The organism is Pseudoalteromonas galatheae (assembly GCF_005886105.2).
Lineage (GTDB): Bacteria > Pseudomonadota > Gammaproteobacteria > Enterobacterales > Alteromonadaceae > Pseudoalteromonas > Pseudoalteromonas galatheae.
Map to the genome: position 1 here is coordinate 1,157,406 of NZ_PNCO02000002.1, position 14,106 is coordinate 1,171,511.

The following is a 14,106-nucleotide window of genomic DNA, read 5'->3' on the forward strand; positions in this document are numbered from 1 at the left end:
TATTAAGTTAATCATATGCTGCTACGTAGGTTAGAGCAATCTAACACTACGAGTGAAGTGTGGGAACATAGAGCTCGTATAATATGAAAAACTTAAGCGCTTTAATTAAAGCCACGCTATTCTTAATTCCTTTTGCGGTAGTCGCTGAATCAGACGCCGCGGACTCCGATCTGTACCAGCTTTCATTTGAAGAGTTGTTGAATGTAAATGTCTCTATCGCAACTAAAACCGACGAAACGAGAGCATCGGTCCCTTCTAGTATTACTGTTTTTAATTCAGAACAAATAAATAGCTTGGGTGTCGACAATGTCTATGATCTGATGAATTTTGTACCTGGCTTTCAGTCTACTCGAGGCGATTGGGTCGGGGCTGTGCCAAAAGAGCATACCCGGGGTGTGTATTTAGATACTGGACACGTATTAGTGATGATTGACGGACAACGGCTGAATGAGTCCTCATTCGGAAAAGCTTCTGTCTATACCCCTTATATTCCTATTGAGATTATTAATAAAGTTGAGTTTATCCGAGGCCCGGGCTCCGCGCTTTATGGTAGTAATGCCTTTCTTGGTGTGATGAATATTATTACCAAAAAACGTAGTAACCAGCTTTCTGTTGGCTATGGTGAACATGGCAATGCGCAAGCAGCATTGAATCTTTCAAGGCAAGTGTCGGACGAAACGCGGCTCTATGCCAATGTAGCATTTAATAAACGCTCAGGGGATAGCTATTTTGGAGGCGCTGTAAAAGACCCGTTAGAATCACTTTTTGTTGTATTTGGAGGTAGTCATCAAGCGTTAAAGTGGCAAGTAAGGTTTAACCGTACTCAACTTGATGAGTTTTTAAATCTTTCCCGTTATTCCCCTGAAAACGAGCATAAAAGCGAGAACTATGCGGCAACAATTGAGTATGTTTGGCGAGTTACTGAGCAACTTGAGTTAACGCATAAGTTGAGTTTTATTGAGCATAATATCGAAAGTGCTGGACTTATCGTTACAGCAGAAGAAGTTGGTATCACGCAAGGTGGCGACTTTTTAGTTGGCCCAGCTTGGCAATCTAGAGATTTAACTTATAACCTAGATGGTGGTTATAAACAAAATGACCGCTTACAATGGAACTTTGGCGTTGAGTTATCAAAGGAAGAGCAAAGTAAAGCGGGCGTTAGAACTTCATATTACGACCAAAGTGCCGGTGATATTATCATCTATAACCATACTTATTTAGGTGGCATTCAAACTATATCTGATTACGCTCCTTTTTATTCGCTGCGACAAGACTTTGATTCTTATGCAGGGTATGTTCAAGCAAAGTATCGATTTAGCGAAAAACTCAGCATGTTTACGGGGGTAAGATACGATGAGGTTAAAAACATAGATGATAAATTATCTCCTAGGCTTGCATTCGTTTATGACTTTGACGAAGTAAACACTTTGAAGTTGCAATATGGGGAGTCTTTTCGCACCCCAGTTAGTAATGAGCTTAACTCAAACGATGATGTAACATCGGGTAATTCAAACTTAACGTCAGAATATGTGAAAACTACGGAACTTGTCTGGCATTATCAAGATGAGTCAAAGCAGTTCGACGTGGTATTGTTTGATAACGAACTGGAAGATTTTATTAATTTAGTTCCTGTTAATAACGAGCAAGCTGAATTTACCTTCGATAATATCTTTGAAACGAGTATGCAGGGTTTAGAAATTAACAGTAATTTTAACTTGACTGACTCAACATGGATACAAGGCGCCTACACACAACTATTTGATGAACCATTAAACGGCAGTTTTAAAAAATTTGCGGCTTTGGCGTTTACGCACAAAGTGAACGATTTTGAAATTACGTTCAATGCAATATGGCGCGACAAAACTCAGGTCCCCGTTTTTGAGGGTGCAGACATTGAGCCTTTTTCCCAAGATAGTTATTATTTATTAGGTGCAACGTTTGCCTGGCAGTGGCAGGAGGACGCGGTGTTTCAGATAAAAGCAGAAAACTTAACCGATAAAAAATATGATGTTTTTGATCCAAGGATGACGGATGGAAGAGTGCCTCAGGAGGGAAGAAATTTACGCTTGCAGATTAAGAAGTCATTTTAAATAGTCCTCGTGTGAATAAAATAGAAAAGGATGTTGTGTGAGCGTAAATACTGGATTAATTAACCAGCTAAGTGCACAGATAAAAAAGCAGAGAATCGCTCAACGGCCTTTGCTAGTTGGCGTTAGTGGAGTTCAAGGCGTTGGTAAATCAACCTTAAGCAAACAGTTATCTGAGCGACTTCAGCAAGATGGCATATCGTGCGAGAGTGTATCGCTGGACGATTTCTACTTAGACCCCCAAGAGCGAGTTCAATTAGCAGAGCAATATCACCCCCTGTTTAAGCAAAGAGGCTTGCCCGGCACCCATGACCTCGTACTATTTGATACGATATTAACGCAATTTAGAGTTGGCAAAGCGTTCTCTCTTCCTGTTTTCGATAAATCCATAGACAAAAAATTACCGCGATCTCAGTGGCGACAAGTTGAAGCAGAACTGTCTGTGTTAATTCTTGAAGGTTGGTGTATTGGTATTGGTGCACAGCCAGAATCATTATTGACTCAACCGATCAATGCATATGAGCAGCAACAAGACGCAGGCGCCTTATTTCGCAAGACAGTGAATCAATTTTTAAAGCAATATTACCAACCGCGATTCGCGCAAATAGACTATCTTATTTATCTTAACGGAATGGATTTTGAACGGGTTTTCCGCTGGCGTCTGCAGCAAGAGCACCAGCTTATCAAAGCTCGAGGTCAGGGAATGGACGATGAGCAAGTTAAGCAATTTATTCAGCCATTTCATCGACTCTCTGAGTGGGGAATGCAATCCTTGGCTAATCTCGCAGATACCGAGATATGCTTAGGTGAGACAAGGGAAGTGGTTAGTGTAAAACACCGTTTCGTTGACTAGATTTTATACCAGTTGTATTAAGTAAATGATCTATCTTGAAGCGGGGAAATAGCTTTAGTAGCACCGCTCTCGCGTCCTGCTACCGCTAAGGTACCTATATCCATATAGGCAAGGCAAAAATTTTGCTATTTAGTTGTTCTAAATGAGAAATTTTTAACGAAGCTAATATGCTATTTCACCCTTCAAATTGATTAGAGAATTAATTCAATTGGTATTATTGCAGGTTTGAAAATTTAAGCCTGCTCCTCACTTAAGCAAGCTGTTATAAGCTCCTATTGGCCTTTTCATGCTGATTGATGACGTCAGGTTATTAGTGTGATGCTGGAAGTGACTCATCTATTGCATACTTTGCCTTGGGCAAATATCGATAAGCCTGTCGACGCTCATGGGAGGGCGTAAAAATTTGTATCGAGGACAGCAAACCCGATACTCTACAATGATAAGGTCGACTATCCCTTGTCTCTTGTCATGCCTCGGATAGCACCGCATCGACTTCAGTCTCTACCAACCACTCAGGGTCAATAAAACCCTTGACCTCGACAAACGTACAAGCTGGACGTTGAGTCGAGAACAACTCACCATGAGCTTTGGCTGCTTGCTCCCACTCTTTGATATTGGTCAACATAATCCTAGTACGGATAACATCTTCAATACTGCCACCTGCTTCTTCAATCGCTTTTAATGAAATTTCCAAACAATATTTCGTTTGCTCATACACATTTCCAATAAATACGGTTTGACCATTGTCTATTGGAGCTGTGCCCGCTACCGCTATATTTTTACCTATTCGACTCGCACGAGAGAATCCTATTGGTTCCTCCAAATGTGAACCAGAGCTTATCAATTTCCGCATATTCTTCCCTTAGAATTATAACTCCCACATAGGGAGCTAAGTATTGTTTGGCTAAAAAGTGAAGCGTTATCGAGCAAAGCGTTACGTGAGCAGTAGCTTGATATTCGCAATCTAATTGTAGAATGCCAAACCTAATTGCAAAATGGTGAAAACAAACATAGATGTTATCATCAATTTATCTTTGCGATGAAAATTTTGGATAAGAGGATCTTTTTGTTTTGATAGAAATCCATTTTTCATTGATTCTTCAAGGTTTGCAAAAGATATCGTTGTAATATTCATTCCCATTCTGTTGTTACACAATTTATTCCATTCATCTGGATAAACATTCTGTACATGTGCTTTTATTTTTCTTAAATGGAAAGTTCGAAAAAACAAACATGATAGCGCTGCAAAAAAAGGCAAGTAGATGAAGGCATGCACAATGAGTACTCCTTTACATTTAACATTTTAGTATTTATGCGATACGCAGTTTGTTTTGCATAATCGCTTGTTAGACTGAGGCGCAACTTGCTTGGTGTGTCAAAGTTGGTATTACTTATGTGATAGGAATATGCTTTTTAGGGGCACCAACCTATTATTATTGAAGTGTTCCCTTCGTTGCTCAGCGCTTATTATTCTGCTATTACACCTAAATTTAGCCAAATAAGCAATGACATTCGTTGCACAGAGCGCGGTATGGTCTGAATAATTACGCTGGTTAACTAATTGATTTTATTAATTAAACTTTGTCTCTTACTCATTTTCTCTGTTTTGGTCAAATAAGCACTACCGCAGCGCCGTGAGTATCTGAGCCGCAGTAGTGCTTTATATGTTAGGCTGCTAGGTCTTCAACGCCAACGATTAGCCAAGGTGCTTCACCCGTTGTTTTACGCTCTAAGTGCCATATTTCGTGGATAGGTTCTTCTTGCATGTCGCCTAGGTCACGATATTTGCCAGTAAACTTAATACTAACTTCCCAAACGTCAGGGCGTGTATCTGCTCGGACTAACTCAGCGTCAACAAACATCACTTCAGTATTAACGTCGCCTTGCTGCTCTCGCTCACGTTTGAACTCTTCAACCAACTCTGGACTTAAGTATTCAGAAACTGTCGAAAAGTCGTTGTTATTCCAAGCGGTTTGGATGGTTTGATAATGCTGTCTAGCGCCTTGTAAAAAGCCGTTGATATCAAAATCTCTAGGTAGATTCATAGGCACGCTACTTGCGCCAAAACCACCGCTAATTGGTCCTTGGCTTTGAAATTGCTGCGGTGGTGGCGTATTGTTGTAGCCACCCATAGGCGGTGCGCCTGCATAACTTGGCTGTTGTTTTCTAGCAAGCATGCCCTTAACTAATTTGAAAATTAAAAAGGCAGCAGCGGCAAGCAAAATCATTTCAAGGAACTGAAATCCCTCGAAGTCATCGCCAAGCATAGCTGCAATTAAGCCACCGGCTAATAAGCCCCCAAGTACGCCAGCCATAATACCTTTTTTACTCGATTTAGGCTTTGTTGTAGATTTTGCATTTAACGCTTGGGTATCAGTTTTTTGCTTTTGTTGAGCCTTTTGTGTTTGGTGTGTTTTGCCTGAGCTTTTACTACCAAATTTCTTTCTCGCTTCAGCATTAAAACTGGCTGTAAACAAAAAAGACACAAGGGAAAGTAACACAATGAAATGTTTCATAAAGTTCCTATATACCAAAATAACTGCCGCCATTGTAAAGAACTAACATGGCTATTTAAATAGGTATATACCTCAATTAAATTTGTATTTTAGGAAGTTTAGTAAGGATATTGAGACACCGCCCCAAAGAGTGGGGCGGTAGTATTATAACCAGCGTAGTGAGCTTGTTACTTCTGATTGGAAGGTTTCAATCGGCGTACCCCGATTTGCCACCAGTATGGTGTTGGCTTTACCATCATGAGCAATTAAGCCCTCAAAGCGATTATCACCAAAGCTATCTTTACCGTCAATCGTGCTATGTTGGCCTGCTGGCACGACAAAAACCGTGAGTGGACCAAATTCGGATTGCATAACAAGGTGAAGGCTTTTTTGGCCTTTAAAATTACAAAATGTCGCGTAAACCACTTTACCCGGCAAGTTATCGAACTTACCTCCAAACATTGCGAGCTTTTCATTAACAGTTTGCAGTGAAACCGTTTCTTGCTTTTGCAGTGCGTTTTCTTCGTAATACACATGAGCAAGCGCATGCTCACCGGTGTCGACAGGGTGCCCAAAACCACCAAAGTAAAATACTACGGCGGCAAAAAATACACTGGCTGCAATTGCAAATGGTGCGGTTGCGCGTCTAAACCAAGACATTTTCACCACATTTTTCTCTTCCGTATCAAGCTCCTTTTGTTTTGCAATAATCTTTTCAGCCAACCCCTCAGGCACATCAATATCGAGTGATTTTCCTAAGAAATCGTCGAAATCTTGCATTTCTTCGACTAGTGCTTGCAACTCAGGTTGCTGTTCGGCCTGTTTTTTGACCTCTTCATCATGAGGATCAGCAACGAGGCGGCGTCGAAATTCGAGTTCATCCATCAGTTTGATGCCCCCTTTATTGGTTCATATTCAGTCGTTAAAGCGTCTTTCAGCTGGTTGCGAGCACGGTATAATCTCGTCATCACCGTGTTTTTATTCAGCTCAAGTATATCGGCGATTTCATCACCAGAGCATCCCATAACCACTTGCAGTAGCAGAGGTTCACGATATTCTGGTGCTAAGTTGGCTATTTGTCGTTGCACAACGGTTTGTTCCATTGCATCATCCAAAGCCGAACTGGTATCGTCGACCAGCGTATCTTGTTCAACCTCCGCATAGTCAAATTGCTTGCGCTCAAAACGACGTGCATTTTCTCGTCTTAAAATAGTTAATAACCAAGGCTTTGCTGCATTTTCATCTTGTAATGAATCAAGTGCGCGCCAAGCCCGCAAAAAAGTTTCTTGTACTAAGTCTTCTGCTATTGTCGGATCGCCAGACAACCAATAAGCGAACTTATATAGCTCTTTGTGGTACATCCGAACCAGTGACTCGTAGTGATGTTGTTTACTGGCCATATCTATGAGACCTATCTTTTTGCAGGTTTATTTCAACAAAAACTCATTTTATTTTAGTTGATTTTGGAAGTGTATCTTCACACCAAGCATAATTGATCTGTTAATTATTTACTAACAAATCTAGTTCGTCTTGCAATAAAAAAGCGCCCTGAGGCGCTTATTGGTATAGACTGCTTAAATTTTGACTTTTATTAGTGTGAACCGTGCTTTTCACGCTGGTTTTAATTTCACCGTATAATTGAGACAGGTCTACTTTTGCGCTATTGCCTCCATACAGCGAGCTTTGTAGCGTTTGTACCTGCGCTCGCAATGAGCTGGACTGAAGTGCTAGCCATTGTGTCATGGTGATATTTTGTTGTTTGGTGTAGCGCAGTAGTGCCTGATAAAAGGCTGCAGGGTTATTCTGTTTGACTGCTTCTTCAAACGAAAGAAAAGGTGCTGGATTTTCATCTGTGACTGTATTTGCTTTGGGGCCGATGGCCGATTTTGCTTTGAGACGCCATACTAGTAATGTGATAAGCCATAGTGCGTATCCAAAAGCGGCGATTGCCCACATCCACAGCGGGATAATTTGCTCAGTGATCACCTTCGTTTGCGTAGCCGTTGACGGGGTTATGCTCGGGCTTGAAAGTGACTGCGCGATTGGAGCGGTCTGTGGTATGACTGGCTGATTTGGATCAGGAGTCACACTGACAGACTTACTTGGTAATGTCGCAAATTCTTCACGTTTAGTGATGGTGTTAAACCAAGGTAGTTTTACTTCGGGCAGAGTAAAATCACCGGCGAGTTGCGGTAGGTAAGCAAAAGAAATGGTTAACTGTGAGATGACTTTTCCATCTCGGGTAATTTGCTTACGTTCAGACGCGTCTGGATAAATTCTAAAGCCATTAACGTCTTCGAGTTGAATGTCAGGAAGCTGCTCTTTAGTAACACCTACAGCAGTGAGTGTTAGTGTTCTCGTGATGGGTGTTCCAACCATAAACTCGTTATCTTTGGGCTGCCATTCTTCAGAAAAATTCAAATATTCACTGGGTAGCCAGTTATCAGCAGCGTTAGCTGGGATTGGAGATACTGAAAAGTCAATGGTATTGCCAACCGCAGAAGTCGCCATTCTACGATAGCCATCTCTGATCTGACCATTGAAGATCGGCGGCTCTATGCTGAAGTCACCACTTTTTTGTGGTTGGATCATATATTCGCGAGTGAGCACCATGTAGCGTCGGCCGTCAATCACTTCGTATTCTTCATTGGCTTTGCCCAATTGTGTGAAGTTGGCTCCATCTGAAACAGGAGCACTTAGTTGGCCATCTAGTAGTTCTTTTCCTACATAGAGTTTAACGGTATAAAGCGCTGCCTGTTGAACATAGAGGTTTTTTGTCTTGAGTTCGGTTTTTACGAATATATCTTCACTTTGCTGCTCATCATCACGAGCAACAACTTTTATTTCGATAGGCTGGGTCGTTTCACCATCTACCTCTAACGCGGGAATGGTGTAAGTACCCGGGGTGCGAGCAACGAGCTGCATTTGCCAGGTGGTAGAGCTTGAAACGCTACCATTAATGATACTGGTTCTAGAGCTGGTATTCACGGGGCTGGTGATAAAGTCGTTACTAAGCACAGAAACGTCAGGAATAGTACCTTTGACTTTGCCTTCAGCGATAATCGACAACGTAAAGTATTCACCTGCGAGCACTGGGTTTTTGTCTACGCTGGCTGTGAGATTTTCCAGTGCCAACGAGGCGTGGCTTAATATCAACAAAGACAGAAAAAATAGAATGCGTTTTACCATGATTTTTCAGCTCCTCTTGGTAGACGTCTTTGTTTGCGTTGTTGTGCTTCTAGTTGCATTTTATTTCTCAATAATATGGCCGGATCATCAGGTACTTTTCTAAGCAGTTGATTAAGCTGTTGCGCTTTCTCAATTTCTTCAGGGGTAAGTGGCCGACTATCTTGCATCATTGTAGCCTGTGCCTTTTCTTCATCCTGCGGTGATTGCTCGGGATCGGGCTTAGGTACGGCTTGTGCTTGCTGTTGTTTTTGCTCTTGAGTTTGTTCGTCAGCTGCTTGCTGGTCTTGACGGGCAGCATCTAGCTCTGGCTCGTTATTGTTTTGTTCTGACTCACTTCCTGCTTGTGGATTCTGTTGGTCTTGCTGACCTTGTTGCTCCTGCTGACCTTGTTGGTCTTGCTGACCTTGTTGGTCTTGCTGACCTTGTTGGTCCTGCTGACCTTGTTGGTCCTGCTGACCTTTTTGGTCCTGCTGACCTTGTTGCTCTTGCTGACCTTGTTGGTCCTGCTGACCTTGTTGGTCCTGCTGACCTTGTTGGTCTTGCTGACCTTGTTGGTCTTGCTGACCTTGTTGGTCTTGCTGCTCTTGCTGATCCTTTAACGCTTCGACTAACGCTTTATTATCCTTCGCTTGCGTAAAATCAGGATCTAAGGACAAGGCTTTTTCGTAGGCAGAAATCGCGTCGTCTAACTTACCAAGCCGTGCTAGCGCATTGCCCAAATTGTATTGGCCTTCTGCTGAGCTTGTTTGTTCGAGTGTTTCTACCGCTCCTTCGTAATCTCCGGCTTTATAAAGGGCTGCGCCTTTTAGTACCGGATTATCGGCAAGCGCGGCCTCATCAAACGCTTCATTTTGGTAGGCCTGCAGCGCGTTTTGGTCGCTATTTTTAAACCACTGCGTCCATTCATTTGCCAGCGCTTTTTGCTGCGGCAACATCGCAAAAACAACCAAAGCACTGAGTATAACTGCGTGATTTCGAACCAATAGCAGTGCGAGTGGAATAAGTACAATCAACAGATATATTCCCGCATCTACTCGCCACTTAGCACTTTCTTGGTCGCGTTTAAGCACCGATGTATTTGCACCCAAATTAGGTTTAAATGTCTCTATGTCACTGCTGTCAGCAGTATAGCTGGCAAATTTTCCACCTTTTACTCTAGCGAGTTTTTCAAGTCGAGTTGGGAATAACTTGGGCACGACTATCTGGCCATATTGGTCTTTTAAAAAGCCGCCTTCAGGTAATTTGATTGGTGCGCCTTGCGCCGTACCTAAGGCATAGATACTCAGCTTAAATGGGCTGTCAGAAAGAAGCTTTTGTACATCTTCTGCGTCTTCTTGTTCAAGTCCATCGGTTACCAAAATAATGTCACCATAGGTTGCACTTGCACCTGTTAACAAGCTAACGGCTTCTTCGATGCCGGCATACACATTAGAGCCTTTTGAGGGCATGATCTCTGGACGAAGGCTCGGGATCAAATTCTCAAGAGTGGTGACATCAGTTGTGAGGGGCGACACGGTAAAAGCATCGCCTGCATAGGCGACTAAACCCGTTTCGCCTTCTTTAAATAGCTTTAGCATGTCTAAAGTTTTAAATCTCGCTTGCGTTAAGCGGTTTGGCGTGAGATCGGTTGAATACATAGAATAAGACATATCCAGCACTAACACTCTAGGTGCCTGAGTTTTAAATACCGGTACTTCTTGTTTTTCAATACTTGGTCCCGCAACTGCAATAATGGCCAATAAAAAGAACACAATACCAAGCCAAGAGTTACTTTGTTTTTGGTGTTTTTGACCACCGGCTCCCATCACCACCTTCATCAGGTGCGGTGCGATAAGTTGCGCTGATTTTTGATTGGACTTTTTAGACCATTGCAACGCACTATATATCACCCAAGGAATAAGAAGCCAAAGCAGATGTGGGCGAATAAATTCAAATTCCATCATATTATTTACCCTCTTAATTTTGTTCTTAGTACAACACCGAGCTGAGCCACAAAAAGCAAGCCGAGTATCGCGAGGAGAGGAATATAAAACAGTGAAATCTTAGGACGGAAAGTCTGTGTTTCATCACTAATCGGCTCTAGCTCATCGAGCATAGCGTAGATGTTTTGTAGGCCTTCCACGTCTTTTGCGCGAAAATATTGCCCACCAGTTTCTTTGGCGATATGTTGCAACGTTTTCTCGTCTATACTACTACCAGCCATAGAATTAAAACCAAATAAACCAAAACCGCGCCTACCATCTGAGCCAACACCAACGGTATAAATCTTTATGCCTTCTTCTCGGGCTAAGATCAGTGCTTCTTCAGGTTGAAGGTTGCCAGCGGTGTTTTGACCATCGGTCAGCAAAATCAAGATTTTGTTACTTTGTTCACGTTCACCAAAACGCTTTACCGACAAACCAATAGCATCGCCAATCGCTGTGGCGCGTCCAACTAAACCAATTTGTGCCTCACTAAGCATTTGGCTAACCGTCGCTAAATCTCGGGTGAGTGGCGTTTGCAAAAACGCGGTGTCACCAAAAAGAATAAGTCCCAGACGATCTCCTTGGCGTGCTTCGATAAAGTCGCTAACAACGGCTTTGACGACAGACAATCTGTCCACTAAGCGACCTTGGTATTCCATATCTTGCTCTGTCATTGAATCCGACAAGTCAACAGCAAGCATAATATCGCGTCCCTCATTTGGCACAACGATTGGGTCGTCAAGCCAAGTTGGGTTTGCCGCTGCGGTTACCAGTAACAGCCAGATGAGTGTTTCCACTAGGCTTACTTTTGCGCGCTTATTGAGTTGAGTTGTGCTCGCGAGTTGTAACTTTGCGGCACTTGGCATACGAATATTGATGTTGGTCTGCGCGATACTTGGTTTAAACTTCGCAATTAGCCAAGGCAGAGGTAACAATAAGAAGGCAAGGGGCCAACTAAACTCAAACATCGAGACGCTCCTTCACTTTGAAGGTATTAATCGCACGACATAGTTTATCGCTGAGTGCGGGGTCTTGAGTCGGTGCATATAACGAGTCGAGCTCTTGTTGAGTGAGTTCAACGCGTGTGAGTCTTGCTTGCAGCGATAACCATTCTTGGCCCGATCTACTCGCAGCGGTATCACCATAATAATGTTTTACTAAACGTTTGAGTATGGTGTGTAATGCTTGGGCATTATCCTGCGAATGACTCAGTTTTACGGCTTCCTTTTTTGCCTTTAAAAATTGTTGGCGACGATATAATAGCCAACACGTAGCCCCAAATATTGTGAGTAGAACACAAATGGCTCCCCACATTGGATAAGAAAGTGGCCACCAGCTCACGCTTTGAGGGATGACCACGTCATTAAGCTGGTCGAGTGGATTGACTTGCATTTAACCCCTCATGATTTGTAATTCGATTGGTAATGACGCGTCGTACTTTTGTAACGACATACCAGAGCGCTTGAGAAGCGCCAATCTTCGATTGAAAAAGTCAGACGCATTTTGCGAGAATTTGTCTCTAAATTGCTTGTCCATCAAGGGCAATGTCCAGTTTTGTTCGCCAGCTGAGACCTCAATCGCTTGGCTGTATTCAGGAAGATGATGCTCAAAAGGATCGCTCACCATACAACCAATTACTTCGTTATGGCGGGTGGCACGCTCTAGCAATTTAAAGCTTTCATCATTCAACTCCGTAAAGTCCGAAATGAGGTAAATCAGGCTGCCGGGTTTGGCCAGATGCACAAGTCGTTTTAAATTCTCATTGAAACGATCCCCCGAGGGGGGAGTCTCTTTTTGAATTAATGCTTGTTCGTGCAGGGCACAAAACTGATGAGCTAGCGCAAGCACTCCACGGTCGCGAGCAATCGGCTTGAGCTCGTGGTGATTACTGTCATTAAACACCACACCACCAACACGGTCGCCGCGTTGGCATGCAGCCCAAGACACCAAAATGCCTAAGTGCGCCGCAAGCACCGACTTAAGTAACAGCTTTGAACCAAATAGCATGCTTGAGGAAAAGTCACAAAATACAAAAACGGGTCGCTCTTTCTCTTCTTGAAAGAGTTTCGTGTGTGCTTCACCAGTACGTGCGGTAACTCGCCAGTCAATCGCACGAATATCATCACCATATTGGTATTGTCTGACTTCAGCAAACTCCATACCTCGACCTTTGTGCGGTGCAAGGTATTGCCCTGATTGAGCACTTTTCACTTTTCCTCTCGGTTTGAGCGAAAGTAAATGCGCCTTTGACTTATAAAAAAGTAGCTCTTTCAGGCCGAGTTCGACACCATTACTATGGCTCTCATTAAACCAGCTGGCTGAATTAAACTGCTTGATGTCGTTCATAGTATTATGGAACAGCAACCAATTCTAAAATTTTACTGATCACCTGATCTTTGGTGATCCCATCCGCCTGTGCTTCATAACTTAGCACGATACGGTGGCGTAGCACGTTATGCACCACAGCTTGAATATCTTCTGGTGTGACAAAGTCTCTGCCTTGTAGCCACGCATGTGCACGAGAACATTTATCAAGCGCAATTGTAGCTCGAGGACTCGCGCCATAATCAATCCAGCTTGCAAGCGTTGCATCAAAGCGTTGTGGCTGTCTGGTCGCAATAATCAATTGCACAAGATATTGCTCCAGCGGCTCGGCAAGATACATGCTTAGTACGGTTTTACGGGCCTCAAATAGGGTTGCTTGACTAATAGGTGTGAAGGTTGCTTGATACTCCTCCAACGCCTCGCCACGGGTGAGACGCAAAATATCGACCTCGGTTTCTGCGTCCGGGTAATCAATATTCAAATGGAGTAAAAAGCGGTCGAGCTGCGCTTCAGGTAACGGATATGTACCTTCTTGCTCAAGCGGGTTTTGCGTCGCCATTACCATAAATAGCTCAGGCAATGGATACGTTGTTTTGCCAACGGTTATTTGGCGCTCAGCCATTGCTTCTAGTAGCGCTGATTGCACTTTGGCTGGCGCTCGGTTGATTTCGTCAGCCAAAATCAAATGATGAAAAAGCGGCCCTTTCTCAAACACAAATTCGTTGGTTTGTTGGCGATAGATATCTGTACCAGTTACATCGGAAGGTAATAAGTCAGGGGTAAACTGGACGCGTTGAAAACTGCCTTCAATACCTTTAGCTAGTGCATTTACCGCACGGGTCTTAGCAAGACCTGGAGGGCCTTCAACCAATAAGTGTCCATCTGCTAAAAGTGCGATAAGCAAGGATTCGGTCAGTGCACTTTGTCCTAAAATTTGGGTATCTAAATATTCTTTTAGTTGAGAAAACTCGTTTACTGCCATGAGACTGCCTTTTAAGCCGACAAAAATAAAAATAGTTATATGGACGCTGAATGAATAATCAAGTTGATTAGACTCATAATTTTAGAAAAGTTCATAAATTTTAAATAACAATTTCAAATACTTTGAGATCGACTAAAAATACATCTAAAGTTGATTTTCACGGTTTAAAAAGCAGCCATTTCGTGCTTTGCTATTGGCAACTGCGATTTGG

At 42.9% G+C, this 14,106-nt stretch carries 13 protein-coding genes; 2 read left to right on the forward strand and 11 right to left on the reverse strand.

Annotated features, from left to right (window positions below; all coding sequences use genetic code 11):
* Positions 1 to 83: 83 nt before the first annotated feature.
* Positions 84 to 2,090 (forward strand): TonB-dependent receptor plug domain-containing protein, encoded by a 2,007-nt coding sequence (locus tag CWC29_RS22945; protein ID WP_128725799.1) that lies wholly within the window; start codon positions 84 to 86, stop codon positions 2,088 to 2,090.
* 37 nt (positions 2,091 to 2,127) lie between these two features.
* Positions 2,128 to 2,940, forward strand: a complete 813-nt coding sequence (locus CWC29_RS22950; protein ID WP_328820814.1) for a kinase — start codon at positions 2,128 to 2,130, stop codon at positions 2,938 to 2,940.
* A gap of 466 nt (positions 2,941 to 3,406) precedes the next feature.
* Here CWC29_RS22950 and CWC29_RS22955 read toward each other — a convergent pair whose 3' ends face one another.
* The 11 genes from CWC29_RS22955 to CWC29_RS23005 all read right to left on the reverse strand — a co-directional run bounded on the left by CWC29_RS22955 (position 3,407) and on the right by CWC29_RS23005 (position 13,895).
* Positions 3,407 to 3,793, reverse strand: coding sequence for a RidA family protein (locus CWC29_RS22955; protein ID WP_128725798.1), 387 nt, complete (start codon positions 3,791 to 3,793; stop codon positions 3,407 to 3,409).
* Positions 3,794 to 3,904: 111 nt separating this feature from the next.
* The gene (locus tag CWC29_RS22960; protein WP_128725797.1) at positions 3,905 to 4,216 is read right to left on the reverse strand and encodes a hypothetical protein; all 312 of its coding nucleotides are present in this window, start codon (positions 4,214 to 4,216) and stop codon (positions 3,905 to 3,907) included.
* Positions 4,217 to 4,607: 391 nt separating this feature from the next.
* On the reverse strand, positions 4,608 to 5,456 hold the full coding sequence (locus CWC29_RS22965; RefSeq protein ID WP_128725796.1) for a Tim44 domain-containing protein: 849 nt from the start codon (positions 5,454 to 5,456) through the stop codon (positions 4,608 to 4,610).
* Positions 5,457 to 5,600: 144 nt separating this feature from the next.
* Positions 5,601 to 6,320: a DUF3379 family protein gene (locus CWC29_RS22970; protein WP_128725795.1), complete on the reverse strand. Its 720-nt coding sequence runs from the start codon at positions 6,318 to 6,320 to the stop codon at positions 5,601 to 5,603.
* Positions 6,320 to 6,835, reverse strand: coding sequence for a sigma-70 family RNA polymerase sigma factor (locus CWC29_RS22975; RefSeq protein ID WP_010605216.1), 516 nt, complete (start codon positions 6,833 to 6,835; stop codon positions 6,320 to 6,322). Before CWC29_RS22975 ends, CWC29_RS22970 begins: the two co-directional genes overlap by 1 nt.
* 157 nt (positions 6,836 to 6,992) lie before the next feature.
* The gene (locus tag CWC29_RS22980) at positions 6,993 to 8,624 is read right to left on the reverse strand and encodes a BatD family protein (protein ID WP_128725794.1); all 1,632 of its coding nucleotides are present in this window, start codon (positions 8,622 to 8,624) and stop codon (positions 6,993 to 6,995) included.
* Positions 8,618 to 10,564, reverse strand: a complete 1,947-nt coding sequence (locus tag CWC29_RS22985) for a VWA domain-containing protein (RefSeq protein WP_167815478.1) — start codon at positions 10,562 to 10,564, stop codon at positions 8,618 to 8,620. The genes CWC29_RS22980 and CWC29_RS22985 overlap by 7 nt, the downstream gene beginning before the upstream one ends.
* An 8-nt stretch (positions 10,565 to 10,572) precedes the next feature.
* Positions 10,573 to 11,556, reverse strand: a complete 984-nt coding sequence (locus CWC29_RS22990) for a vWA domain-containing protein (protein WP_138523746.1) — start codon at positions 11,554 to 11,556, stop codon at positions 10,573 to 10,575.
* Positions 11,549 to 11,980: a DUF4381 domain-containing protein gene (locus CWC29_RS22995; protein WP_138523748.1), complete on the reverse strand. Its 432-nt coding sequence runs from the start codon at positions 11,978 to 11,980 to the stop codon at positions 11,549 to 11,551. The genes CWC29_RS22990 and CWC29_RS22995 overlap by 8 nt, the downstream gene beginning before the upstream one ends.
* A complete protein-coding gene (locus CWC29_RS23000) occupies positions 11,981 to 12,934 on the reverse strand; it encodes a DUF58 domain-containing protein (RefSeq protein WP_128725791.1) in 954 nt (317 codons plus the stop codon).
* Positions 12,935 to 12,938: 4 nt separating this feature from the next.
* Positions 12,939 to 13,895 carry an AAA family ATPase gene (locus tag CWC29_RS23005; protein ID WP_138523750.1) on the reverse strand — a complete coding sequence of 319 codons (957 nt, stop codon included), beginning with the start codon at positions 13,893 to 13,895 and terminating at the stop codon, positions 12,939 to 12,941.
* Between the last annotated feature and the right edge of the window lie 211 nt (positions 13,896 to 14,106).